Source organism: Parafrankia colletiae, assembly GCF_001854655.1.
GTDB lineage: Bacteria > Actinomycetota > Actinomycetes > Frankiales > Frankiaceae > Parafrankia > Parafrankia colletiae.
In genome coordinates, this window is record NZ_MBLM01000163.1 from 224518 (window position 1) to 249954 (window position 25437).

Here is a 25437-nt window from a genome sequence, read left to right on the forward strand (position 1 = left end):
TGCCCTGCCGGTTCGCGGGACGGTTCCGGGGTGTCCGCATCCCTGCCCCCAGCTCGCTCCGGGGCCGGCCCAGATCCGTGGATCAGTGGATCAGTGGTGTTCAGCCGGGATTCTCCCTTGAGCCACGCCTGATTCCCGCCCTGCTCCCAGCAGCCGGGGCGACCCCGGCGCCCCCGCGCCACGCCGGCCCACGGGGGGACACGAGCTTGCACTCTCCCATGCCGAGTGCTAAACAGGACCTGGCACTCTCGACATGGGAGTGCCAAGGGCTGAAACGACGAGGCTTCCTGGTCGTCCTCCCGCTCAGGCGGGGAGCCAGTCGGGCCGTCCGTCGCGGGCGTCGTTGTGGCCAGGCCATCGAACTGCCATCCCCCTGGGAGGACCCAGACACCATGCCGAAGATCATTGCCTTCGACGAGGAGGCACGGCGCRGCCTGGAGCGCGGCATGAACCAGYTGGCCGACGCTGTCAAGGTCACGCTCGGCCCCAAGGGTCGCAACGTTGTCCTGGAGAAGAAGTGGGGCGTCCCCACGATCACCAATGACGGCGTCAGCATCGCCAAGGAGATCGAGCTCGAGGACCCGTACGAGAAGATCGGCGCGGAACTCGTCAAGGAAGTAGCGAAGAAGACCAACGACGTCGCGGGTGACGGCACCACCACCGCGACGATCCTGGCCCAGGCGCTCGTGCGCGAGGGCCTGCGCAACGTCGCCGCCGGCGCGAACCCGATGGGCCTGAAGAAGGGCATCGAGGCCGCCGTCGAGAGTGTCTCCGAGGAGCTCTCCCGCGTCGCCAAGGACGTGGAGACCAAGGAGCAGATCGCCTCCACCGCCTCCATCTCGGCCGGGGACCCGGCCATCGGCAGCATGATCGCCGAGGCGATGGACAAGGTCGGCAAGGAAGGCGTCATCACCGTCGAGGAGAGCAACACCTTCGGCCTGGAGCTTGAGCTCACCGAGGGCATGCGCTTCGACAAGGGCTACATCTCGCCGTACTTCGTCACGGACACCGACCGCATGGAAGCTGTCCTCGACGACCCGTACATCCTGATCGCCAACAGCAAGATCGCGGCGGTCAAGGACCTGCTCCCGATCCTGGAGAAGGTCATGCAGGCCGGCAAGCCGCTGGCCATCATCTCCGAGGACGTCGAGGGCGAGGCCCTCGCGACCCTGGTCGTGAACAAGATCCGCGGCACCTTCAAGAGCACCGCGGTGAAGGCCCCCGGTTTCGGTGACCGCCGCAAGGCCATGCTCACCGACATCGCCGTGCTGACCGGCGGCCAGGTCATCTCCGAGGACGTCGGCCTCAAGCTCGAGGGCACCACCGTCGACCTGCTGGGCCGTGCCCGCAAGGTTGTCATCACCAAGGACGAGACCACCATCGTCGAGGGTGCCGGCGACGCGGACCAGATCGCGGGCCGGGTCAGCCAGATCCGTAACGAGATCGAGAAGTCCGACTCGGACTACGACCGCGAGAAGCTGCAGGAGCGGCTGGCGAAGCTCGCCGGCGGCGTCGCGGTCATCAAGGTCGGCGCGGCCACCGAGGTCGAGCTCAAGGAGAAGAAGCACCGCATCGAGGACGCCGTCTCGAACGCGAAGGCAGCGGTCGAGGAGGGCATCGTCGCCGGCGGCGGCGTCGCCCTGCTGCAGGCCGCCACCAGCGCCTTCGAGAAGCTGGACCTGACCGGCGACGAGGCGACCGGGGCGAACATCGTCCGTCTCGCGCTGGAGGCGCCGATCAAGCAGATCGCGTTCAACAGCGGTCTCGAGGGCGGCGTCGTGGTCGAGAAGGTGCGCAACCTTCCGACCGGGCACGGCCTGAACGCGGCCACCGGCGAGTACGTCGACATGGTCGCCACCGGGATCATCGACCCGGCGAAGGTCACCCGCTCGGCGCTGCAGAACGCCGCGTCGATCGCCGGCCTCTTCCTCACCACCGAGGCCGTCATCGCGGACAAGCCGGAGAAGAACCCGGCCCCGGCCATGCCGGGTGGCGGCGGCGAGATGGACTTCTGAGTCCAGCTTCCCCGCTCTGTGCGAGCAAGGGGCGGTCCCGGCTTCGGCCGGGACCGCCCCTTCCGCGTTTCTGGTCGGTCACCCGACCGCCGGGTGGGAGGTGCCACGGCGGCGGGTGACCATTCACGGGGCGCGCCGGGATGCGGGACGGAGCCGTCGCGACCCACGTATCGACCACGGGACAGCCACGAAACCCCTGATCGACGCACGTGAAGTTACCAGGCAGTAATAATGCTGACAAGAGACTTTGTCTCGCCGGCGGACTCCCCGTCTCGCACCGGCGGGTCAACGCCTCTGCCTTAGACAGTGGACGATGCAAGGAGCACGATGAACAACGTGGTACAAGCTCCCGCTCCGCTCCGGGCCCACCGCCCGACCCTCACGCTGCCGTCCCCGCCGGTCACGGTCGATGATCTACACACGACCACGTACGGAAACGCGCGGGTCGAGATCCTCGACGGGCTGTGCGTCGCCCGCCCGTGGCCGACCCCGCTGCGCGCCCGGGTGACGGACCGGCTGCGAGCGCTGCTCAGCGAGTCGGCGACGTCCGGCGCGCAGGTGTTCACCGGGCTGCAGGTGGAGTTGTCCCCGCGTTGCCTCGTCGTTCCGGACGTCGCTGTGGTCGCGGTCGGCGACCCGCAGCGGCGGCGGATCGCCGAGACGCCGTTCGCCGTGCTCGAGGTCGCCGACACCAGCACCCGGCGCTACGACCGGACGCTCAAGCTCGACCTGTACCGCGAGTTCCGGATCCCGGTCTGCTGGCTGGTGGACCCGGACGCCGCGACCATCGAGGCGTTCGAGCTGGTCGGCTCCGGCTACGTGCCGGCCGGCGTGGTGCGCGGCGACGAGGAGCTGACCGTCACCCGCCCCTTCCCGGTGACCGTGACACCGGCCGCCCTCATCGACCCTCCCGAGGACTGACCGGTCCCGACGGTCAGGCCAGGTCGTCGGCGTCGACGATGGTGTAGGCGTAGCCCTGCTCGGCGAGGAAACGCTGGCGGTGCGCCGCGTACTCCTGGTCGAGGGTGTCCCGCGAGACCACGGTGTAGAAGTGGGCGGAGCGGCCGTCCGCCTTGGGGCGCAGCACCCGGCCGAGGCGCTGGGCCTCCTCCTGCCGCGAACCGAAGGTGCCGCTGACCTGGATCGCCACCCCGGCCTCAGGCAGGTCGATCGACACGTTGGCCACCTTCGAGACCACCAGCGTCGTGATCTCCCCGGTACGGAAGGCCTCGAACAGGCGCTCGCGCTCCTTGTTCCGGGTGGATCCCTGGATGACCGGCGCGTCGAGCAGCCGCCCGAGCTCGTCGAGCTGGTCCAGATAGGCGCCGATGACCAGGACCCGGTCGTCCGCGTGCCGCTCGACGAGCCGGCGCACCACGTTGCTCTTGCTGTGTGCGGTGGAGCAGACCCGGTAGCGCTCCTCGGGTTCGGCGACGGCGTAGGTCATCCGCTCGTCGTCGGTGAGGGTGACCCGTACCTCGGTGCATTCCGCGGGTGCGATCCAGCCCTGTGCCTCGATCTCCCGCCACGGCGCGTCGTAGCGCTTCGGCCCGATCAGGGAGAACACGTCACCCTCCCGCCCGTCCTCGCGGATGAGGGTGGCGGTAAGGCCGAGCCGCCGGCGTGACTGGATGTCGGCTGTCATCCGGAACACCGGCGCGGGCAGCAGGTGCACCTCGTCGTAGACGATGAGACCCCAGTCCCGGGCGCTGAACAGCTCCAGGTGCAGGTACTCGCCCTTGCGGCGTGCCGTCATCACCTGGTAGGTCGCGATCGTGACCGGGCGGATCTCCTTGCGTTCGCCGGAGTACTCGCCGATCTCGTCCTCGGTGAGGGACGTCCGGCGCAGCAGCTCGGTGCGCCACTGGCGGCCGGCGACGGTGTTGGTGACCAGGATCAGCGTGGTGGCGCCGGCCCGGGCCATCGCCGCGGCGCCGACGACGGTCTTGCCCGCCCCGCTGGGCAGCACGACGACGCCCGAGCCGCCCTCCCAGAAGCCGGCGACCGCGCCCTTCTGGTAGTCGCGCATGGACCAGCCGTCCTGGCGCAGCTCGATCGGGTGCTTCTCCCCGTCGACGTAGCCGGCGAGGTCCTCGGCGGGCCAGCCGACCTTGAGCAGGGCCTGCTTGAGTCGCCCCCGTTCGGACGGGTGGACGGCGATCGTGTCGTCGTCGAGCCGCGTGCCGAGCATCGGCGCGACCCGTTTCGACCGGGTGACCTCGGTGAGGACCGCGCGGTCGAACGCACGCATCACAAGGCCGTGCACCGGGTCCTGTTCCAGTCGCAGCCGGCCGTAGCGGTCCATGGTGTCGGCGACGTCGACCAGCAGCGCGTTGGGCACGGCGTAGCGCGAGTAGCGGACGAGAGCGTCTACGACCTGCTCCGCGTCGTGGCCGGCGGCGCGCGCGTTCCACAGCGCGAGCGGCGTCACCCGGTAGGTGTGCACGTGCTCGGGGGACCGCTCCAGCTCGGCGAAGGGTGCGATCGCCGCGCGGGCCTGGCTGGCGAGCGGGTGATCGACCTCCAGCAGCAGGGTCTTGTCCGACTGGACGATCAGGGGGCCGTCCGGCAAGCCGCCACCGCCTTCCGCAATTCTGGTTCCGTTGCGCGACGCATCCGACGGTACAGCCGGCAGCGGCCGGTGCTCGACCCGCCGCTCAGGCGGGCTCGTCCGCGGTGGGGGGCACGATCCAGTCGCTGGCCTCGGGCACCGGTGGCGACTCGAACGATCCCTGGATCTCCGCGACCCGGGTGATCCGGTGCAGAGCGAAGCGGCGGGGGGCCGCGCTGCGCTCGTCCCAGGCTGTGAGCCAGCCGCCGTCCAGCTGGCTCGGCCGCACCACCCGGTCGCTGGGCGTCCCCTGCTGGTCGACGTAGCCGAGCAGGAGGCGCCGGCCGTCGCGCACCGCGCCCTGCAGGGTGACCAGGATGAGCGGGGCGGAGCGGACGGACGTGAGGTCCTCGCCCGCGGACTCCCGCGCCGCACGTGCGGCGCGCGTGATGTCATCACCCCGCCGGACCAGTCGGACGACGTCCAGCAGCTGCTCGGGGTTCCCGCGGCCGCCCGCGCCGCCGCTGGGACCGGCGCCGCCGGTGGGGATACGCGGTCGGGCGGGGGTCCGGTGCACCTCGGGGCGAGGTAGCACGATCCGCCCGTCCGGGGCCTCGGCGACGGGGGCGAAACCGGCGGCGCGCAGCCCCTCCAGCAGCTCCGCAACGGGCAACGAGGAGATCACGATCGTCGGGGCCACCCGGCGCATCGCCAGCGCCTGGGTGTGCCGGGAGGCGACCACCTCGGTGAGCAGCGCCACGTCGTCGCAGCGCAGGTAGGACGCGGCCGGCCCGGACCGCAGTCGGCCGTGCCGCCGGGCCGTGTCGTCGATCAGGTAAGTCAGGGTCTGCGGGACGCCGCCGCGCGCCAGCGAGCGGAGAAGATCGTGCAGGTCCTCGGCCGCACTGCCCGCGTCCATGGCGCGCCGCAGCGAGGCCTCGGTGAACCGGTAGACGGTGGCCGCGCCGGCCGACTCGATGTCGGCCATCCGGGCCAGCTCACCGGCCACCCGCGGCACCAGCGGGCCGGGGGCGACGGCGGTCAGGTCCGCCTGGATCAGCAGCTCCTCGACGGGTTCGGGCAGCAGCGGTTCCATCGCGTCCGCGAGCCGGCGGATCAGGCTCTCGCCGCCGCCGCCAGCCGCGCCCCGACCGGCGGCCAGGCGCCCGGGCGTGCTCGGCACGCCGCGACCGGTGAGGCCGAGCAGCTCCGCCTCGGCCATCGTCCCTTCGATCATGCTGTCAAGCAGCGCGCCGGTGCGGCGGGGCGTGTGCCAGGTGAGCCGCGCGCGGACGGAGTCCGCGGTCGGCGCGACCCCGTCCGGCGCGGCGGCGATCGCGCGCAGCACCTCGGCTCGCAGTTCCGGGACGCCGGGGCGCCGGGTGTCGAAGGACATCGCGGCGAGCTGACGCCCCCGCTCGTCCCGCCCCCCGACCAGCCAGGACGCCGACGGTGAGCGCAGCCAGCCCTCCGCGAGGACGGCCCAGCGCTCGGCCACCGACTCGGTGCACCAGCGGTCGTAGGCGTTGGTGGGCACGAACTGCACCTCGGTGCCCGGGGTGGCATCCACCAGCCCGGCAGCGGCGGCCGTCTCGATGACCAGCGCCGCCGCCGRCTCCGGCAGATCCATCAGACGGGCACCGGCACGCAGGTCACGCACACTGAGTCCACCCGTGCGCAGCGGCGTGACCGGCACGGACCCCCAGGCCGTCAGCAGCGTGGTCACCGCCCGTACCAGCGCTTCGGCGGCCAGCGCCGCGGCCGGGTCGGCAGCACCCGCACCCACCTCACGGCCGGTGACCTCGGGTGGTTCGGGATGCAGCTCGCCAGCCGGGCGATCTCCGCGCAGCAGCAGGCCCACCTCCCGCGGCAGCTCGACGGTGGCGGCGTCGATCCCGACCAGCAGCCCGCGGGCGAGCAGCTCCTCGACCGGGCTGCGCGCCGCGGCCACGTCGAGGAGCCGCTCGGCGTCGTTCGTCGCGCCGAGCGCCGGACCACCCGCAAGACGTCCGGCGACCTCCCGGGCACGCGGCGAGCACCCGTCGAGCAGCGCGGCGACCCGAGCGGGCTCGGCGAGCACGGCGGACACCATCTCGATGAGGCCTTCGCGCCGGCCCTGCTCGGCGGCCACCGACGTGTCGGCGAAGACGGCCATGGGCAGCCCCACGGCGGCGGCCACCCGCACGAGCTGGGAAAGCTGATACACCCCCAGGCACTTCCGTGCCGGTCGACCGAGGCCGAGCGGGCGGTCCCCCAACAGGTCGACAGCGACACCGACCAGCCGGATCGCCTCGTCCGGACCCCAGATCACGGCACGCTCACGCAGGGAGTCGACCGCGGTGCGCACCTCGAGACCGCCGCAGAACACAGCCAGCTCACGGTAGGACGCGGGRCTGGGCAGCACGGTGAGTGCCTGGACGATCTCGAGGGTGAACGCGTCCAGCCGTTCCAGCGCTCGGGCGACACTCCCCCGGATCTCCAGCCGGGCCGCGAGGATGTCGAAATCGGGCGGCGGTGGGGTGGCGAGGTCCGGCCGGAGGCTGAACAGCCGGGCCAGAGCGTCGTCCGGCAGCGCGCGCAGCCAGGCGGCCAGCGAGGACGAGGACATCCTGATGACGGTAGCCGCCCCACCGGGCCCGGTCAGGCCGGACGTGGCCGGGCAGGCCCGGTCAGGTCCATCCAGATCGGTCAGCGCAGATCCTGGACGGTGTCGACCACGACCGAGAGGTGGTTGTCGCGGGCCCAGCCCGCCAGCCGGGACAGGATGTCCTGATCGCCGGGCAGGGCCAGCGCACGGCCCACCGAGACCCCCACCACGAGCATCGTGCAGACCAGGAGCGCCTTGCAGACGGTCGACAGCGGCCGGCGCCGATGGTGGCGCGGCCGGGGCGCGGAGCCGGGCTGGGGGGCGGGGCGGGGCGGGGCGATCTCGCCCCACTCCTCGCCGAAACGGCGCGGAGGCTGCCGCGGCGCCGCGGGCGGGCGGGCGGCGACGCGCTCCTGGTGGCCGGTGGTGCCCACGCTCTCCAGCCCCGATGTCCGCGCGGCGGGAGGAGGCGTCGGCACCCGACCAGGGACGGGGGTGGAGTGGCGAGCACCAGGAGCTGGCTCGGTCGCCATGTCCGCCGGGTCGAAACCCGCGCGGCGGGCCGGTCCGCGAGCCGGACCGGGCCGAGGCCCCGGCGGCGGCTGACGCGTCGTCCAGGTCGGCTGCGGCTGCGGCTGGTGCGGCTGCGGCTGCGGCTGCGGCTGGTGCGCCGGCTGACCACGCAGGTCGCCGAAGGACACCAGGCGCCCTCCGGCCTGGCGGGGTCGCCCGACGACCACCGGGCGACCGGGCACCGGGCGGGCAGGCGAACCGGCCCGGCCGTCGTCAGGGCCGGAGAACGTGTCCTGGCCGTGAGTGACCACACCCGTCCCTTTCGTGCCGGACAACCGAATCCCAGGGTAGCGTGGTCGGTTCGCCAACAGGCGTTGTGGTGGACCGTCAGCGGCCGGGGATCCGGCACACCCGCTCCAGGGCCAGCCCGCCGGYGATCAGCACGGCCGTGGCCCCGAGGCCGAGGCCGGCGGCCAGGGCGTCACCGCCGGCAGTCCCGAACTCGTCGGTGCGGGGGGCCGTGTAGGCGAGCAGGGCGGTCCAGCCACCGGCCAGCGCCGCGCCGACCACGGACGTCGCCTTCGCGAGCGCGGCCAGGCGGGCGACGGTCAGCGGCAGGATCGGGCGGGTCCCGGGCCGGCCGGCGAGACGTCGCTTCGTCAGCGATGCCACCTGCAGCTCGATCAGCCCCACCAGCAGGACGGACAGGGACGTCGTCGGGGGCACCTGCGGCAGCGACTGGTACCTCCACCACAGCAGCAGGTAGACCAGCGCGCCGGCCACGACGGCGACCAGGAGAAGGTCACGTACGTGGGTGGGTCTCACCGCCGCGGTCCCGGTGTGTTCCCGGCCGGCAGGTCGAGGGCGGTCCGCCGCGGGGCGGCGGTGCCCGGCACCGCGAGCAGCCGCGCCACCAGGTCCGCCACCGGGCCATGCCCGACCAGCGAGGCCTGCGGCTCGACGTCCAGCCAGGGCACACAGACGAACAGACGCTCGTGGGCGCGCGGGTGCGGCAGCAGGATGTCGGGGTCGTCGCTGCGGGTGTCGCCGCAGGCGATGATGTCCACGTCGAGGGTCCGCGGGCCCCACCGGACGGTGCGCACCCGCGCGGCAGCCTCCTCCGCGGCCCGCGCCGCCGCCAGCAGCGACGCCGGTTCGGCGGCACCGACCAGGACGACGGCGTTGAGGTAGTCGTCCTGGTCGGGCCCACCGACCGGCTCGGTCTCGTAGACGGGTGAGGTGGCATGCACGCCGAGCGTGGCGTCGAGCTGCGCGACCGCGCCGCGCAGGAAGGCGAGCCGGTCCCCGATGTTGGAGCCGATCGCCACGACGGCATGGCCGCCGCCCGCCGGGCTCATCCGGCGAGATCCTGCCGGGAGCGGGCGACGGTCACCGCGATGTCAGTGAAGGGAAGCGGCACGGGTGCGGCCGGCTTGTGCACGGTCACCTCGGCCGTGTCGACCCGGGGGTCCGCCAGGCAGACCCGGACCAGCCGGTGCGCCAGGGTCTCGATCAGGTCGACGGGCTCGCCGGCCACGACGTCCGCCAGGGCCTGGGCGAGCTCGCCGTAGTGCACGGTCAGCGTGAGGTCGTCGGTCGCCGCGGCGGGGCCGGTGTCCAGCCAGAGGGTGGCGTCGATGACGAAGAACTGGCCGAGTTCGCGTTCCGCGGGCAGCACGCCGTGCCGCCCGTGCACCCGCAGCCCGGTCAGCGTGACCCGGTCGCGTCCGGCCCCGGCTACCGCCGTCACCGGGGCGGTCCGACCGGACAGGCCCTCGGGCGGGCCGGGCGGGCGGGGCCGGCGGCGTGCCACGCCCGGTGCACCCGGACGGCGTCCACCGCGGGGCGTACCGCGTGCACCCGCACCGCCCACACTCCGGCCGAGGCCAGCAGCACGGTCGTGGCCTGGGTCGCGGCATCCCGGTCGTCCGGCGGCCGGGGCGGTTCACCGGGGCCGCTCAGCACCGAGCCGAGGAACGACTTGCGGGAGGTGCCGACGAGCAACGGACGGCCGAGGGCGGCGAGTGCGTCCAGGTTCGCCAGCAGAGCCCAGTTGTGTGCCGCGGTCTTGGCGAACCCGATGCCCGGGTCGATGATCACCTTGTCCTCCGCCACGCCGGCGGCCAGGACCACCTCGAGCCGGGCGGACAGCTCGGTCACCACCTCGGTGACCACATCGTCGTAGACCGCCAGGGCGCCCATGTCCGCGCTGGACCCGCGCGAGTGCATCAGGACGTAGTGGACGCCCCGTTCGGCGACGATGCGCAGCAGGTCGGCGTTCGTCCCGCAGGAGACGTCGTTGACCAGCAGAGCACCGGAGTCGACCGCGGCCGCGGCGACTGACGCGCGGCTCGTGTCGATGCTGATCGGCACGCCCGAGGAGGCCAGCTTGGCGACGACGGGCAGCACCCGGCGCAGCTCCTCGCTGGCGAACACCCGGGGCGCTCCAGGGCGCGTCGACTCGCCGCCGACGTCCACGATGTCGGCCCCCTGATCGATCATGAGCTGACCGGCCCGGACGGCGTCGGCCGGGTCGGGATAGGCGCCGCCGTCCGAGAACGAGTCGGGGGTGACGTTGACGACGCCCATGATCTTGGTCGGGGCGTCGGTCGCGAACAGGTCCGCGGGGGATGCGCTCATGAGCGGGCGGCCCCGTTCCCTGCCGGGCCGGCCGGCGCCGGTGCGGGCAGTCTGCGGTAGCTGTAGCCGTAGACCGGCCGGAAACCGCGGCGGGCATAGAGCACCCGGGCGGCGATGCTGTCCCGCTCGACCTGCAGGTACGCGTGGTTGGCCCCGCCGGCGCCCGCCCACCGGGCGAGCTCGGCGAGTACCCGGCCCGCCGCGCCACGGCCACGCACGCCGGGCAGCGTGGCCATGCTGTAGATGCCCAGCCAGTCATCGTCGAGGACGCCGCGGCCGACGCCGGCCGGCACGCCGTCGACGTGGAGGGTGACGTAGCGCTGGGGCAGCGTCATCGCCCGGAGCACGGCGAGTGAACCGGCGCGCTGCGCGGCGAAGGTGGTGAGAACCCGCCCGGCGACGGCGAGCCAGCGCTCGTCGGGCAGGTCGGCGTGGGTCACCTCGACCTGCCCGTTCCCGGGACGGGCCACGAGCAGGCCTGCCACGGGTGCGACGCAGACGTCCGTGGGGCCGGCGTCGTCGTACCCGGCGGCGTCGAGGGCGTCCAGCAGGCCGGCGGGACGGGCGACGGGGGTGACCTGAAAGGTCGGTGGCAGGCCCACGGCCTCGTAGAAGGATCGGACCACGCGAAGACCATCGGCGAGGTCCGGGACGTCGTTCCGGGCCCACACCGAGTTCCCTCGGCGCGAGGAGCCGGCCGACTCCCGAAGCACCCAGCCCGCATGGGCCTCCTCCCGAAGGGGCGGCCAGGCGCGGTGCGCGAGGTCCTCGAGCCGGCAGGCAAGCGCCACATCGCCCACGGGCAGCTCCCGCCGGGGCGCCACCAGCGCGTCTTCTCCGGCGAGGCGCGCCGGATCAGCGACCACGGAAGCTCCGCGAACACCCCGCGGACACATCGACCACGGAACTGAGGCTACCGATCGCCTCCCCCGGCCGCGCGGATGCGCCCGGCCCGCCGCCGTCGCCGTCGCGAACCGCCGATCCGTCCGGGGACGACCGACATCCATACAACCCACCCACACTCGGAAACGGGAGTTCACCGCTGTCATCGACCGTCCGGCAGCGTCGTCCACCGTCCGGCAGCGGCATCGACCGGCCGGTCAGCAGCACCCCTAAACGAAGATAAACGTTACATATGCCTCAGGCGGTAAAGAAGATCCAGTGGGTAGGGATCCCACTGGAAGATCCTTCGCCGTTCCACCGCCGACCAAAATCTCATAACCRGAACACCATTGACACAACCACCGACGGGCCACATTGCTGTGACGCAAGCCCGTCACTGTCCGACATCCACRCCTCGTAGCATCGGCTGGTGCACCCGACAACCGCATCCGCCGTCCGCACGTGTCATTCGCACGAGCATCGGCATACGCACGGGGGGCCGAGGCGCCTCGCGATCACCGTGGTCCGCCCCGTGGCCGTCCAGCGGCCCGCCGGCCGCGGCGCTTTCCCGCCCCTAGCGTGAAAGCGCAAGGTCACGAACGCGCCTCGTGACACACAGGAAGGATCAGGGCATGCCGCAGTCGGACGGACCCCCGCCGCTGGCCGTGCCGGGTTTCGACGAGATCTTCATTCCCCCGGCCCGCACGCCCCCGGACGACCGGCCCGAGGACTATCCCGCCCAGCCTCCGGAGCGCCAGGCCCCGGACGACCTCACCTGGGCAGCCGGTGCCGGTGCCGCGGAACCGAACGGCACCGATCGTCGGCAGTTCCAGCTGTCCGCGGGTGCTGCCGTCGTCAGCGCGCTGCTCGCCCAGAGCCCGATCATGGAGGTGGCTGACGTGCTCGCGGCCAGCCCGGTACAGCTAGCCCTCGAGCGCGCGAACGAGGCGTTGGGCGAGCTCATGAACACACACGAGGTCGTGCCGCCCGCCCACGTGCGGGCCAGGACGGCCCGGCTGCGGCGCGGCCTGGAGCGGCTCGGGCGCCGCTCGATGGGCACCGCGGACTCGCAACAGCTGCTCGTACTCGCCGGCCGCGTCGCGGTGCTCGGCGCCGACGCGGCCTTCAAGCAGGGCGACGTCGGCTCCGCCCGCGATCTCGCCGCCGAGGGCTACCTGGCCGGCGTCGAGGCCGGCGACGGTCCACTGTGCGGCTCGGCGCGCGAGGTCGGCGCGGTCAACGAGTTCTACGTCGGGCGGCCCGGCGAGGCGCTGCGGCTCGCCCGGGACGGGATGCGCCACGTCGGCAGCGGGCCCGTCCGGGCCAGGCTGGTCTGCCAGGAGGCGCGGGCGCTCGCCGCGATGGGTGATCTGCGCGGCGCGGCGGGCAGCCTGGACCGGGCCTATGACCTGGCGGACGCCATCCCGGTGGACCAGTGGGGCCGTCCCGGGCCGAGCTTCGACACGTTCCACCCGGTCGAGGTCTCCTACAACGCGACGACGGCGCTGTGCCTGCTCGGCCGCCCCCGCGCCGCCGAGGAGCATGCCGACCTGGCCATGCCGCAGCTCGACGGGATGGACGCGCCGGGCTTCCGCTCCGTCATCCGGTTCGATCTGGCGCTCGCGATGGCGCGCCAGGGCCGGCTCGAGCTGGACCGGGTCTGTGAGCTCGCGACCGACGCGATCGGCATCTCCTGGGGCCGCACGGTCGCCTCGGTCTCCAGCCGGGCGGACCAGCTGCTGACCGCCACCTCCCCGCACAGCGAGGTGCGGGGAGTCCGGGAGCTGGCGGCGCTGGTCCGGGAGTGGCAACGCTCGGCGTCGCGCCAACGGCCCGGCCCGGGAACCGCGGTTCCCCCGCCGCCGCTGGATCTCTAGCCGCCCGTGACCGATCATGGCCACCGAACCCGCGGCTGCCGGGCCCGGCCCCGCCGGCCGTTTCACCGCGGCGCGCTCCCGGCAGGCGCTTGCCCGGCTCTGCGCCAGCGTCGGCCTTGACGATCGGGACGCCGAACCGATCAAGCTGACCGTCAACGCGGTGTACAGGCTGCCTCGCGAGGCGGCGGTCGTACGCATCGCCAGTTCCACCGCGATGAACCACCGGGTGGCGAAGGTCGTCCAGGTGGCGCGGTGGCTGGCCGAGCACGGGATGCCCGCGGTGCGGCTCCTCCCCGGCGTACCCGCACCTGTCGTGGTCGACGGCTGGCACGCCACGGTCTGGCGGGACGCCGCTCCGCCCGCGGCCGTCACCCGGCCGGCGGCGCATCCTGCCCGCAGCCTGGCGGACGTCCTGCTGCGCCTGCATGCGCTCGCGCCACCCGAGCCACCGCTGCCCGCCTGGGATCCGCTCGACGACGTCCGGCGGCGCCTCTCGGACGCCGAGGGCCTGCCGGCCGCGGACCGTGCCTTCCTGGAGGGCCTCACGCTCCGGGTCTCCGACGCGCTCAGGAGCGTCCGGTACGTGCTGCCGCGGGCCGTCATCCACGGGGACGCACATCTGGGAAACCTGATCCACACCGCTCCGGACAGCGTCGTGATCTGCGATTTCGACGCGACCTGCCTGGGTCCGGCCGAGTGGGATCTGGTGCCGGTCGCACTGGGAGCCGTGCGCTTCGGCCGGCCGCCGCAGCCGCAGGAGGAACTTGCCCGCGCCTACGGTTTCGACGTCACGGCCTGGGACGGGTTCCCGGTGCTGCGCGCGGTCCGCGAGCTGAAGCTCGTGACGAGCGTGGCGCCCGTCCTCGCCAGCAGCCCGAGCGCCGCGGCGCAGTTCGCGGTCCGTCTCCGGAGCCTGCGCGCCGGGGCCGCCGACCGGACGGTCTGGGCCCCCTACCGCTGACCGACGGCGGCAGCGGCATCGGTGGTGGCAGCATCGGCGGTATGGACCCCGAACGTCTGCGGACCCTGCTGCACGCCGTGTCCGACGGTGAGGTCACCCCGGAGGCCGCCGCCGCCGAGCTGGCCGCCGGCCCGATGGGAACCGACGGCTCGGGCTTCCGTGATCTCGGGTATGCGCGGGTCGACACGCACCGGGGCATCCGAACCGGTGATCCGGAGGTGGTCTTCGGAGCGGGCAAGACCGCGGCGGAGACCGTCGGCATCGTGGACGCCCTGCGCCGGGCCTCGGGCGAGGCGCGGCCCACCATGGTCACCCGGGCGGACGGCGCCACCGTGGCTGCGCTGCGGGCACGCTGGCCTGACGCCTGGGTTAGTTCCGGTGCCGACCCGGGCGCGGGCGGGCGTCCTGCGACGGTCGTGGTCGGCGAGCTACCTGAGCCGCGCGGTCTGGTCGCGGTGGTCGCCGCCGGCACCTCGGACGCCCACATCGCCGAGGAGGCGGCGATGACCGCCGCAGCCGCGGGCGCCGGGGTGGAGATCGTCCGGGACGTCGGCGTCGCCGGGCTGCACCGGGTGCTGGCGGCCCGGCCGGTCCTGGACCGCGCGGACTGCCTGGTCGTCGTGGCCGGGATGGAAGGTGCCCTGCCGAGCGTGATCGGCGGCCTGGTCGGGACGCCGCTGGTGGCGGTACCGACCAGCGTCGGATACGGAGCGAGCTTCGGTGGGCTCGCCGCGCTCCTCGGCATGCTCACCTCGTGCGCTCCGGGCATAGCGGTGTGCAACATCGACAACGGCTTCGGCGCGGGACTGTTCGCCGCCCGGGTGGCCCGCCGCGCGTAGTCCTCTCGTGCCCTGGTGACGCCCCGTGCCGTGCCGAGGTCCATCGAGTCGTGTCATCCTGGGTGAGGACCCATCACCGACCGCCCGAACGGAGGAGCGGGGCTGGACATTGTGCCGGGGCAGGGTCGACCGTGTGACGTCGCCACACGGCGGTCGTTCATCTCAGGCAGGATCATGAGAACGCGATCATGAGCAGGACTGACGATATCGGCGGCGGGGGCCGCCCGTCGCYGTTCGGCGGCATGTCCGTCGAGGTGACCGGCTCGCACGAGGCCGTGCGGCCGGACGAGCCGACCACCGGCCACCAGGGCTGGCTCTCCGGCGCGCCCGTGGACGCGATCGACGTGGGCGGCATCGACGTCGGGGGGATCGACGTCGGGGGGATCGACGTCGGGGGGCCAGGCACCTTCGACGGGCCAGGCACCTTCGACAGCCGGCCGAACCGGGTCACCCCGCCACCGCCACCGCCCGCGGCTGACCCGGCCGCAGCCTCGTGGCTGGCACACTGGCCGGTCAGCGATCCCCCGGCGCCTCCCGCGGCCCCTGCAGCCCCGCTCCCGCCGGCCTGGCCCGCACCGCCGCCGGTATCCCGGCCACCCGTGTCCCAGCCGCCGGTGCCGCCGCCGTCCGAGTCGGGGGGTGACACCTGGCCGTCGATCCGGCCAGGGGCGGGTGAGGCGGATCCTCCCGCGCCGCAGTCGCCCCGGCCGAACCGGATGATCGACGGTGTCCCCACCCGGACGTTCGATCCGCTGCTCGACCACGGCCTCTCCCCGGCAGCGGGGCCGGCGACCGGTGAGTACCGGCCGTCGACGCAGTACCCGGCACCACCGCCGCCACCGCTACCGCCGCCGGGCTCGGCGACCGGCCCGTACCGCTCCGGCCGGGTCGCGTCCTGGCTCCGCGACCCGCCAGCCGACGTTCCAGCCGACGTCCCGGAGGGCGTTCCGCCGGCGGAACCCGCCGGGTACGAGCGGGAGCGCGAGCAGGGCGAGGGTCCCGGCTGGGAGCCGGACGACCGGCCCTGGGAGCAGGAGCCGGGCCGTGAGCGGTCGTTCACGCCCTTCGAGGAGCGGCCGGAGCATCCGTACCCCGACCCGTACGACCCCTACGACCCGTACGACCCGTACGACCCGTACGACCCGTACGACCCGCAGCAGGCGGCCGGGCTGTCCACCGGGGCGCTGCTGCCCGCGGTGCCGGACACCGCCTCCCGCGGCTGGCGGCGGCTGGTCTACCAGGTGTCCGCCGGGGCGCTGAACCCCGGCCCGTCCCCGGACGAGGCCCGGTACCGACGCCTGCTGAGCCGGATCCGGACCCCGCTGGACGACTGCCACCGCATCGCGGTCCTGTCCCTCAAGGGCGGCGTCGGGAAGACCACGACCACGGTTTCGCTCGGATCGACACTGGCCAGCCTGCGCGGCGACCGGGTCGTCGCGATCGACGCGAACCCGGACCGGGGCACCCTGGGGGCCCGGGTGGAGAGCACCACCCGGCACACTGTCCGGGACCTGCTCGAGGCCGCCGACCAGCTGCACCGCTATGTGGACGTCCGGCGCTACCTGTCACAGGCCGAGTCGCGGCTGGAGGTGCTGGCCTCGGCGAGCGACCCGGAGATCTCGGACGCCTTCACCGACGAGGACTACCGGGCCGTCGACGACATCCTGCAGCGRCACTACTCGATCCTGCTGACCGACTGCGGGACGGGCATGGTGCACAGCGCGATGCGCGGCGTGCTCGACCTCGCCGACACACTGGTGATCGTCAGCAGCGCGAGCGCGGACGGCGGGGCCAGCGCCAGCGGCACGCTCGACTGGCTGGACGCCCACGGCTACCACCCGCACGTCAGCGAGGCCATCACCGTGATGACGATGTTCCCGCAGCACGGTGAGGCGGTGGACGTCGACGCGCTGGAGGACCATTTCGCGGCACGGACCCGCCAGGTCGTCCGGGTGCCGTTCGACCCTCATCTCGCCGCCGGCGGCCCGATCATGCTCGACGAGCTGCGTCGGGAGACCCGCCGGGCCTACGAGGAGATCGCGGGAGCGGTGGCCGAGCGCTTCCAGTAGGGCCCGCGGCTCACTTCGAGAGGGCAGCGACGGCGGCGGCGACGCCGGGGCGGCGCAGCTGCCGGGCCACCGTGGAGCGGCCGTCCACGATCCGGCTGAACAGGCCGAAGGTGCCGGGGAAGGCCGCCATCATGGCGTGCATGAGCGCCGGGCGACGGGCGAAGGCCGCCAGCACCGTCCGGCTGGCGGCGATCTCCGTGCCGAAGACGTCCAGGATCAGCCCGGGATAGCGGTCGAGGGCGGCGCGGTCGCCGGCCGCGGCCGCGGCGGCGGCGGCGCCGGCGAGCCGGCCGGAGCGCAGCGCGAAGGAGATGCCCTCTCTGGTCCACGGGTCGAGCAGCCCGGCGGCATCGCCGGCGACCAGGACCTGGCCGCGCCGCAGCGGCGAACCGTCGGCGCGCACGCGGGTCAGATGCCCGGAGTCGTGCAGCCGGGGCATGGCCGCGAGCCCGAGCCGCTCGACGAGCGCCTGGTAGTAGGCCCGCAGCGCCGGGCCTTCGGCGCGGGAGCCGATGACGCCCACGGTGAGCACCCGCCCTTTCGGGAACACCCAGCCGTAGGAGCCGGGCAGCGGCCCCCAGTCGAGCAGCATCCGCCCGGCCCAGGTCTCGGCCATCGCGGCCGGCACCTCGAACTCGCCTTCGAGCCCGAGGTCGACCTGGTCGCAGTGGACGCCGACGTAGCTGCCGGCCCGGCCCGACGTGCCGTCGGCGCCGACCACGACCCGGGCCCGCACCGCCGGAGCGGATCGAACGCCCACCGTCACCGCCCGCGCGTCCTCGCGCAGGCTGGTGACATGGGCCATGGTGCGGATCTGGGCGCCGACGGCCTTCGCCGCGCCGAGCAGCGCGGCATCCAGCTCGGAGCGCATGACCATCGACAGCAGTGGCTGGCCGTCGTGGCGCCGGCGGGTCACCGTGCGGCGGCCGTCCAGCGTCATGGTGAGTGCGTCGACCCGGGACCGTACGAGCGGGGCGAGATCGATCCGGGCGTGCTCCATCGACAGGCCGACCAGGCCGCCGCCGCAGGTCTTGTACCGGGGGACGTCCATCCGCTCCAGCACGCAGACGCTGGCGCCGGCTTCGGCCGCCGAGCGCGCGGCGGCCGCGCCCGCCGGCCCGGYGCCGAGGACGACCACGTCGTAGTCCTCGGTGTCCGGGCCGGGTTGGTGGCCCTCGGAGGCCACGATCGGACGGGCACGGATCTCGGGGGACACGTCGAACCTAACGGAGCGTAAGCGTGCGCCCGACGACGCCGGCGCGTACTCGCCGCTCCTGGGAGGTGAGCGCGCGCGGGTCGGCGAGGGCCTCCCGCAGCACCGACCAGAGCTGGGCGGCCGGCTTCTCGCAGGAGTCGGCGTCCGCGTCGGGCTCCAGATCCCACACCGGTACTACGAGGCCGTCCGCACGGAAGGACCCGACGAAGCGGGATCCGTCACCGACAGTGAGCTTGTCGGCGGCGGACACCCGGGCCAACGCGTCGAGGACGGCCTCTTCCGAGACGTCCGAGACGTCCGGGCCGGCCGAGCCCAGCGGTAGCGCCCAGCGCAGGTGGACCCGGTCACCGGGGCTGCACCAGTAGGCGGCCGGCACGGACCCCAGTCGCGCGGTCGGGACCACGGTGGCGTTCGCTCGGTCCAGGCTCGCGGTCACCTCCGCGCTGGGCTCGACGCCGTCGGACGACGGCACCCACCAGGCAAAACCCGGGTGGACGGTGATCTCCAGCGGTGCCGGGTCGAGCAGGTCGGGGAGGCGGGGCAGCGCCGCCAGCCCACCGGAGAGGCGTTCCACCGCGGCGGGAGCGGAGGCCGGCGGGCCGTCCACCACCGATCCGGGCTTCGCGTCGAGGGCCGCGAGCAGCGCGCCGGCCAGGTCGGCCGCGGGGTCGAGGCCGCTCACCAGGGTCTGCATGGCGAGCAGGATCTCGCCGTCGTCGCGGACGACCGCGGCCGCGGCCTGCGGCAGCAGGGTGCCGAGAATGATCCGCCGGTCGGCGTGATCGGGATTGTCCGCCAGGTGGGTCGCCGACAGGGTCAGCGGCGCGGTCGCGCTGGGGACGAACTCGCGCAGCGCCACCAGGTCGGGTTCGTCCACCCGGCCGGCGAAGGGCCGCAGGACCGGGGCGGGGCGGCTGCGCTCCCCGTGGCATGCCTTGTACCGCCGGCCGGAGCCGCACGGGCAGGGCTGACGGGGCCCGACGGACGGCACCGGGTCGGAGCTGGTGCCGGACCTGGCGTCGGATCTGGTTTCGTGACGGCTGGGCGTCGTACGGCGAGCGATCGGTGGGCCTCCGCGGTCGGGCCCGCGGGACGCGGGGCGCCGCGGGGCGGATCTGTAGGAGGGTAAGGCTAGGCCATCGGCCCGCGGCTCCGCGTTCGACATGCGCCGCCACCGCCCGACCGTCGGCGGTGTGCGCAGTGATAACCCTTCCCCACCCGGGAGTTTTCCCTTCGATCGGGACACGGAGCCGTTCCGCGACACCCAGTGGCCGCCGGGACGCGCACGATGGCGGGATGGTTCCCGGACTCGGGCGGGTCGGCAGTCGGCTCGTCGCCGGACAGCACAGAACGGTTTGCCCGTGGCAAAGGTCGTCGTCGCAGGCGGAGGGATCTCAGGCATCGCGTGCGCGCGGGAGCTGCGGGTCCGCGGGATCGACGCCGAGGTCCGCGACCGCGGCCGGGTGGTCGGCGGGCGGATGGCGTCACGGTGGATCGACGGCCGGATCGTCGACTCCGGAGCCTCGTACTTCACCGCCCGCGACCCCGAGTTCCTCGAGGTCGTCGAGGACTGGCTGGCTCGCGGCCTTGTCCGCCCGTGGACGTCCCGGTTCCCGGTGGTCGACGGTCCGTCGGTGACGATCAGCCCGGCGTCGCCGGGGCCGCTGCGCTACGCGGCGCCCCGCGGGATCCGCTCGCTGGTGGTCGACCTGGCGAGCCGCGGTGGTGTTCCGGTGGCGCAGTCAGCGCCCATCCGCATGGTGCGGCCCGGCCCGGTGGTCGACGGGGAGGCGGTGGACGCCGCGGTCCTGGCGATGCCCGATCCGCAGGCGCTGCGGCACCTGGCCCCCGAGCTCGGCGCCGAGCGTGCGGTGCTGCTCGGACGGGAGTGGATGCCGGTGCTCGCCCTCCTCGCCGGCTGGGGTACCCGGGGGTGGTCGCCGATCGACGGCGCCTTCGTGCACGAGGACCCGACCATCGCGTGGATCGCCGACGACGGGCGCCGGCGCGGGGACAACGCCCCGGTGCTGGTGGCCCACTCCACCAGCGACTTCGCGGTCGGCCGGCTCGCCGACCCGCCCGCCGCGGCGGCGGAGCTCACCGGTGCCCTGCGCCGCCTGCTCGCCATCCCCACCGAACCGGACTGGACCTACGTCCAGCGCTGGACGTTCGCCCGCCCTGCGTTACCGCGGGAGGAGACGTTCTTCTTCGGAGACGCCCGGGTGGGCCTGGCCGGTGACAGCTGGGGCAGGCCGCGGGTCGAGACGGCGTGGCGATCGGGCATCGATCTCGCCCGGGCCATCGTCAGCGCACTGGCCTGACCGCACGCGTTCCCGCGCGTGCGGTCAGAAGAGCGTCCTATACCCACCAGATCGACGCCGATATCACAATGGACCACCACCAGGTAGCTGTCGGCCGCCGTCGGCGCTACCGACGGAAACGGCTCCGGTTGATGCCGGAGCCGCGGGGTACACCCACCGACATGGAGATCAAACTCGGCCTGTCGCTCCCCCGGGATGAAATCTCCATTCCGATTGTCCGCCGAATATGCGCGCAGGCGCTGGAAGTCCTCGGGGTTTCCCAGGACTGCATCGATGATGTCGAGATCGCGCTGACCGAGGCGTGCGCGAACGTCCTGATTCATGCGACTGCGGACGACGAGTACGAGGTCTYGGTCGGCGTCGACAACACGGTGGCCGTGATCGAGGTCGTCGACCACGGAAGCGGCCTCACTGGTTCCTTCGACAGTGACGACGGTTCCTCGGGCAGTGACGGCGACGATGCCAACGGGCCCGACGACCCGGCCGGCCGGAAACCCGACTGGGAAGAACCTGAAGGGCCCGACCCGTCCATGCTCGGCCCTACCGAGCTGCTACCGGAACGGGGGCGCGGAATTCTTATGATGCGCGCACTGATGGACAACGTTCGGTTCGACGCCGTCGATGGCCCGCATCCGGGCACGCGGGTACATCTGGAGAAGCTTCTGACCTGGAACAAGGATCACCCCGGCCGACGCCTTCACCACGTACCCACTCGTCACGGTCCCTGGTCGGCACGGCCCCGGCAGCCACCCGACCAGCCGTAGCCCGGCCTCGTCCCTGCTCGGCGTCCCGGCTCGGAGTTTCGGGCGCTGTCCCATGGTTGTGCGCCGGTCCGGCCGGTAGGTTGAGGCCGGTTACACCGAGGTCGGACGGCGTGGGTCGAGGACGGTGGTGCGGAGATGGCGGCAGTTCCCGCCGGCGAGGCAGGTAGCGGGCGCCCGCCCAGGGTCGGCGTGGTGACGTTCCCGGGCTCGCTGGATGACCGGGATGCCGCCGCGGCCGTACGGCTCGCCGGCGCCGAGCCCGTCCCGCTCTGGCACGGTGACGAAGACCTGCACGGGGTCGACGCGATCGTGCTGCCCGGCGGTTTCTCCTACGGCGACTACCTGCGGGCGGGCGCGATCGCCCGGTTCTCACCGGTCGTCGGCGCCGTCGTCGCCGCGGCCGGGGCGGGCCTCCCGGTGCTCGGGATCTGCAACGGGTTCCAGGTCCTGTGCGAGGCCGGGCTGCTGCCCGGTGCGCTGACCCGCAACGCCGGGCTGCACTTCGTGTGCCGTGACCAGCGGCTGCGGGTGGAGACCGGCGACACTGCCTGGACCGGCTCGTTCACCGCCGGTGAGGAGATCGTCATCCCGGTGAAGCACGGTGAGGGCCGTTACGTCATCGACGCGCCGGCGCTGGCCGAGCTGACCGCCCAGGACCGGGTGGTGGTGCGCTACGCGGGGGGAAACCCGAACGGGTCGGTGGACGACATCGCCGGGGTGTGCAGTGAGAACCGGCGGGTGGTCGGGCTGATGCCCCATCCGGAGCACGCGGTGGAGGACCTGACCGGACCGGGTACGGACGGCCTGCGGATGTTCACCTCGGTGCTGGACGGCCTGCTCCGCGCGGCCGCCTGACCCGCATGGGTGGCCGAGCGTGACCGTACGTCCCAGCGCGCCGCGCGCGGCCGCGGTGGCCGCTCTCGCTGCCGTCGTCGCCCTGCTGTTGGCGATCGCGGGCTGCGCGGAGTCGACCGACGGCCAGCTCGGCTCGCTCACCGTGGCCGACGCCGGGTTCACCGAGAGCAAGATCCTCGCTGACATGTACGGCGAGCTCCTCGGCCAGGCCGGCTACCAGGTGGAGCGGACATCGGTCCAGAACACCGAGATCGCGCAGTCCGCGCTGGAGGACGGGCGGATCGACGCGATGCCGCAGTACGTGGCGACCTACGCGGGCCTGCTCAACTCCCAGCTGGGCCCAGGCCGCTCCGCCGGCGACGATACCGCCGCGGAGGCCACCGGCCCCGCCGGGTCGATCGTCTCCTCGGATCTCGACTCGACCCTGCGCCTGCTCCGCGGCCTCGCGGACGAGGTGGGACTGAGCGTCCTCGAACCGGCCGACGCCGTCGACCAGAACGCGTTCGCCGTCAGCCGGACCTTCGCCGAGAGGCACCATCTGACGTCCCTGTCGGATCTGGGGGCCAGCGGTCTCCCGGTCCGGCTCGCGGCCGGCGCCGAATGCGCCAACCGTCCCTTCTGCGAGCCCGGCCTGGTGCGGGTCTACGGCATCAGGATCTCGGGGATCATCGAGACCGGGGTGGCGACCGCCCAGACCAAGGCCGCCGTGCGGGACGACATCGCGCAGCTCGGCCTGGTGCTCACCACCGACGCCACGGTCGCCGACTACGACCTGGTCGTGCTGACGGACGACCGGAAGCTGCAGAACGCCGACAACCTCGTGCCGATCGTGCACTCCGGCTCGCTCACCCCCGAGATCGCAGACGCGCTGAACGCGCTGGCCCCGGTGCTCACCACCGCCGACCTCGCCGAGCTGAACAAGAAGGTCGACGCCGAGCGGCAGAAGTCCGAGGACGTCGCGCGCGACTACCTCACAGACAGGGGCCTGCTGGGCGCCTGACCCGGCCGGCCCGCTCATCAGCCAGGATGGGACCGTGACCGGAACCCCTTCCGCCCCCACCACCGGCCCCGCCGGGYAGGCCGCCCAGCAGCCCTACCGCGAGCTGGGCCTGACCGACGACGAGTACGAGCGGATCCTCGCGACGCTCGGCCGCGTCCCGACCGGCGCCGAACTGGCCATGTACTCGGTCATGTGGAGCGAGCACTGCTCGTACAAGTCCTCCAAGGTCCACCTCCGCCAGTTCCGGGACACCCCGGCCACCGACCGGCTTCTGGTCGGCATGGGCGAGAACGCGGGCGTGGTGGACGTCGGCGAGGGCCTGGCCGTCACGTTCAAGGTCGAGTCGCACAACCATCCGAGCTTCGTGGAGCCGTACCAGGGCGCGGCCACCGGCGTCGGCGGCATCGTCCGCGACATTCTGACGATGGGCGCCCGACCGATCGGCGTCCTCGACCCGCTGCGGTTCGGGGCGGCCGACGCGCCCGACACCGCCCGGGTGCTGCCGGGTGTGGTCGCCGGCATCGGCGGCTACGGCAACTGCCTGGGCCTGCCGAACATCGGCGGCGAGGTCGTCTTCGACCCGGTGTACGGCGGGAACCCGCTCGTCAACGCGCTGTGTGTCGGCGTGATGCCGGTCGGCCGGGTCCAGACCTCGGCGGCCACCGGAGTGGGCAACGCCGTGGTCCTCCTCGGCGCGAAGACCGGGCGGGACGGCATCGGCGGCGTGTCCGTCCTGGCGTCGGCGACGTTCGAGGCGGACGGCGGCCCGGCACGGCGCCCGTCGGTCCAGGTCGGGGACCCCTTCACCGAGAAGATCCTGATCGAGTGCTGCCTCGAGCTGTTCGACCGCGGCCTCGTCACCGGCATCCAGGACCTCGGCGGCGCCGGCCTGACCTGCGCGCTGACCGAGACGACCGCGGCCGGCATCGCCACCGGCCAGCCGGGCGGCATGGAGGTCGACCTCGACCTCGTCCCGCTCCGTGAGGCGTCGATGGAGGCCCATGAGGTCCTCGCCAGCGAGTCGCAGGAGCGGATGCTGGCCATCGTCACCCCCGACGTCCTGCCGGAGGTTCTGGCCCTCGCCGAGCGCTGGGGCGTGATCGCCACCCGGATCGGCACCGTCACCGACAGCGGCCGGCTGATCGTGCGTTGGCACGGCGAGACCGTGGTGGACGTCCCGCCCGGCTCACTGGCCGACGACGGGCCCGTCTACGAGCGTCCGCTRCGCCGGCCGGCAGATCTGGACCTGCTGCACGCGGACGTCCCGACCGCCCTGGAACGGCCGCGGACGGGCGATGCGCTGCGCGCGACACTGCTGCGCCTGATCGCCTCCCCGAACCTGTGCTCGCGGGCGTGGGTGACCGAGCAGTACGACCGGTACGTGCAGGCCAACACGGTGCTGGCTCAGCCCGAGGACGCCGGTGTGCTGCGGCTCTCCGACTCCGGGCTCGGCATCGCGCTGGCCACCGACGGCAACGGGCGCTACGCCCGGCTCGACCCGTTCGCCGGGGCCCAGCTGGCACTCGCCGAGGCGTGCCGCAACGTCGCCGCCGCCGGCGCCGAGCCGATCGCCGTCACCAACTGCCTGAACTTCGGCTCCCCCGAGGACCCGGAGGTCATGTGGCAGTTCGCGCAGGCCTGCGCCGGCCTCGCCGACGCCTGCCGGCGGCTCGGGCTGCCGGTCACCGGCGGCAACGTGTCGTTCTACAACCAGACCGGGTCGACGCCGATCCACCCGACGCCGGTCGTCGGCGTGCTCGGCCTGTTCGGCGACGTGCGCCGCCGGACGTCCATCGGCTTCACCGGCGACGGCGACACCCTGGTGCTGCTCGGTGAGACCCGGGACGAGTTCGGCGGCTCCGAGTGGTCCTGGGTCACCCACGGCCACCTCGGCGGGACGCCGCCCGCGGTCGATCTGGCCCGGGAGAAGACGCTGGCCGAGGTGCTCGTCGCCGGGGCGCAGGACGGGCTGTTCACCGCGGCCCACGACCTCTCCGAGGGCGGGCTCGCCCAGGCGCTGGTCGAGTCCTGCCTACGGGGCGGCCACGGCGCACGGATCGACCTGCCCGCCGGCGCCGACGCGTTCGTCGAGCTGTTCAGCGAGTCCGCCGGGCGCGCGGTGGTGGCGGTGCCCGGCGGGCGCCGCGACGAGCTGGCACGGCTCTGCGCCGCCCGGGACCTGCCGTGGCGGCCCCTCGGCACCGTCACCGGCAGCAGTCTCGACGTGGCGGGCCAGTTCACCGTTCCGCTGGACGAGCTGCGAACCGCCCACGAGGGCACCCTGCCCCGCCTGTTCGGCCACACCGGCTGACCCACCCGGACGCCGGGCCCCCGCCCCGGACGCCGG

The 25437-nt window shown here is 73.5% G+C and carries 21 protein-coding genes; 11 read left to right on the plus strand and 10 right to left on the minus strand.

What is annotated here, in order from left to right; all coding sequences use genetic code 11:
• The first annotated feature begins 392 nt into the window (after positions 1 to 392).
• Complete coding sequence (groL, locus tag CC117_RS30840; RefSeq protein WP_071090915.1) at positions 393 to 2015, plus strand: chaperonin GroEL; 1623 nt, start codon at positions 393 to 395, stop codon at positions 2013 to 2015.
• Positions 2016 to 2342: 327 nt separating this feature from the next.
• Positions 2343 to 2936 carry a Uma2 family endonuclease gene (locus tag CC117_RS30845; RefSeq protein WP_071090918.1) on the plus strand — a complete coding sequence of 198 codons (594 nt, stop codon included), beginning with the start codon at positions 2343 to 2345 and terminating at the stop codon, positions 2934 to 2936.
• A gap of 13 nt (positions 2937 to 2949) precedes the next feature.
• On the opposite strand, the gene CC117_RS30850 is transcribed toward CC117_RS30845, so the two are convergent.
• The 8 genes from CC117_RS30850 to CC117_RS30885 form a co-directional block, all read right to left on the minus strand.
• Positions 2950 to 4587: a DNA repair helicase XPB gene (locus CC117_RS30850; protein ID WP_071090921.1), complete on the minus strand. Its 1638-nt coding sequence runs from the start codon at positions 4585 to 4587 to the stop codon at positions 2950 to 2952.
• An 85-nt stretch (positions 4588 to 4672) separates the two neighbouring features.
• The gene (locus CC117_RS30855) at positions 4673 to 7174 is read right to left on the minus strand and encodes a helicase C-terminal domain-containing protein (RefSeq protein ID WP_071090922.1); all 2502 of its coding nucleotides are present in this window, start codon (positions 7172 to 7174) and stop codon (positions 4673 to 4675) included.
• Positions 7175 to 7254: 80 nt separating this feature from the next.
• Positions 7255 to 7854 carry a hypothetical protein gene (locus tag CC117_RS38310; protein WP_198542043.1) on the minus strand — a complete coding sequence of 200 codons (600 nt, stop codon included), beginning with the start codon at positions 7852 to 7854 and terminating at the stop codon, positions 7255 to 7257.
• A gap of 199 nt (positions 7855 to 8053) precedes the next feature.
• The gene (locus tag CC117_RS30865; protein ID WP_071090928.1) at positions 8054 to 8491 is read right to left on the minus strand and encodes a DUF3180 domain-containing protein; all 438 of its coding nucleotides are present in this window, start codon (positions 8489 to 8491) and stop codon (positions 8054 to 8056) included.
• Entirely contained in the window at positions 8488 to 9024 is a 537-nt protein-coding gene (gene folK, locus CC117_RS30870) for a 2-amino-4-hydroxy-6-hydroxymethyldihydropteridine diphosphokinase (protein ID WP_071090932.1), read from the minus strand. Before folK ends, CC117_RS30865 begins: the two co-directional genes overlap by 4 nt.
• A complete protein-coding gene (gene folB / locus CC117_RS30875; protein ID WP_071091209.1) occupies positions 9021 to 9416 on the minus strand; it encodes a dihydroneopterin aldolase in 396 nt (131 codons plus the stop codon). Before folB ends, folK begins: the two co-directional genes overlap by 4 nt.
• Positions 9413 to 10306 carry a dihydropteroate synthase gene (gene folP / locus CC117_RS30880; protein ID WP_071090935.1) on the minus strand — a complete coding sequence of 298 codons (894 nt, stop codon included), beginning with the start codon at positions 10304 to 10306 and terminating at the stop codon, positions 9413 to 9415. The genes folB and folP overlap by 4 nt, the downstream gene beginning before the upstream one ends.
• Positions 10303 to 11172 carry a GNAT family N-acetyltransferase gene (locus CC117_RS30885; protein WP_084133046.1) on the minus strand — a complete coding sequence of 290 codons (870 nt, stop codon included), beginning with the start codon at positions 11170 to 11172 and terminating at the stop codon, positions 10303 to 10305. The genes folP and CC117_RS30885 overlap by 4 nt, the downstream gene beginning before the upstream one ends.
• A 648-nt stretch (positions 11173 to 11820) precedes the next feature.
• Here CC117_RS30885 and CC117_RS30890 point away from each other — a divergent pair.
• The 4 genes from CC117_RS30890 (at position 11821) to CC117_RS30905 (ending at position 16934) form a co-directional block, all read left to right on the plus strand.
• Positions 11821 to 13065 (plus strand): hypothetical protein, encoded by a 1245-nt coding sequence (locus CC117_RS30890; protein ID WP_071090938.1) that lies wholly within the window; start codon positions 11821 to 11823, stop codon positions 13063 to 13065.
• 16 nt (positions 13066 to 13081) lie between these two features.
• The gene (locus tag CC117_RS30895) at positions 13082 to 14026 is read left to right on the plus strand and encodes a phosphotransferase (protein ID WP_071090941.1); all 945 of its coding nucleotides are present in this window, start codon (positions 13082 to 13084) and stop codon (positions 14024 to 14026) included.
• A gap of 41 nt (positions 14027 to 14067) precedes the next feature.
• Positions 14068 to 14865, plus strand: a complete 798-nt coding sequence (gene larB / locus CC117_RS30900; RefSeq protein WP_071090944.1) for a nickel pincer cofactor biosynthesis protein LarB — start codon at positions 14068 to 14070, stop codon at positions 14863 to 14865.
• Positions 14866 to 15053: 188 nt separating this feature from the next.
• On the plus strand, positions 15054 to 16934 hold the full coding sequence (locus CC117_RS30905; RefSeq protein ID WP_071090946.1) for a MinD/ParA family ATP-binding protein: 1881 nt from the start codon (positions 15054 to 15056) through the stop codon (positions 16932 to 16934).
• Positions 16935 to 16944: 10 nt separating this feature from the next.
• On the opposite strand, the gene CC117_RS30910 is transcribed toward CC117_RS30905, so the two are convergent.
• Positions 16945 to 18120, minus strand: a complete 1176-nt coding sequence (locus CC117_RS30910) for a geranylgeranyl reductase family protein (protein ID WP_071091216.1) — start codon at positions 18118 to 18120, stop codon at positions 16945 to 16947.
• Between the two features lie 37 nt (positions 18121 to 18157).
• A complete protein-coding gene (locus CC117_RS30915; RefSeq protein ID WP_198542044.1) occupies positions 18158 to 19141 on the minus strand; it encodes a DUF5926 family protein in 984 nt (327 codons plus the stop codon).
• Positions 19142 to 19511: 370 nt separating this feature from the next.
• Between CC117_RS30915 and CC117_RS30920 the strand changes: the two genes are divergently transcribed.
• The 5 genes from CC117_RS30920 to purL all read left to right on the plus strand — a co-directional run bounded on the left by CC117_RS30920 (position 19512) and on the right by purL (position 25401).
• Positions 19512 to 20471 carry an NAD(P)/FAD-dependent oxidoreductase gene (locus tag CC117_RS30920; protein ID WP_071090949.1) on the plus strand — a complete coding sequence of 320 codons (960 nt, stop codon included), beginning with the start codon at positions 19512 to 19514 and terminating at the stop codon, positions 20469 to 20471.
• 131 nt (positions 20472 to 20602) lie between these two features.
• A complete protein-coding gene (locus CC117_RS30925) occupies positions 20603 to 21235 on the plus strand; it encodes an ATP-binding protein (RefSeq protein ID WP_241830577.1) in 633 nt (210 codons plus the stop codon).
• Between the two features lie 135 nt (positions 21236 to 21370).
• Positions 21371 to 22090 (plus strand): phosphoribosylformylglycinamidine synthase subunit PurQ, encoded by a 720-nt coding sequence (gene purQ, locus CC117_RS30930; RefSeq protein ID WP_071090956.1) that lies wholly within the window; start codon positions 21371 to 21373, stop codon positions 22088 to 22090.
• A gap of 19 nt (positions 22091 to 22109) precedes the next feature.
• Complete coding sequence (locus CC117_RS30935) at positions 22110 to 23090, plus strand: ABC transporter substrate-binding protein (RefSeq protein ID WP_071090959.1); 981 nt, start codon at positions 22110 to 22112, stop codon at positions 23088 to 23090.
• A gap of 34 nt (positions 23091 to 23124) precedes the next feature.
• The gene (gene purL / locus CC117_RS30940; RefSeq protein ID WP_071090963.1) at positions 23125 to 25401 is read left to right on the plus strand and encodes a phosphoribosylformylglycinamidine synthase subunit PurL; all 2277 of its coding nucleotides are present in this window, start codon (positions 23125 to 23127) and stop codon (positions 25399 to 25401) included.
• Positions 25402 to 25437 lie beyond the last annotated feature (36 nt).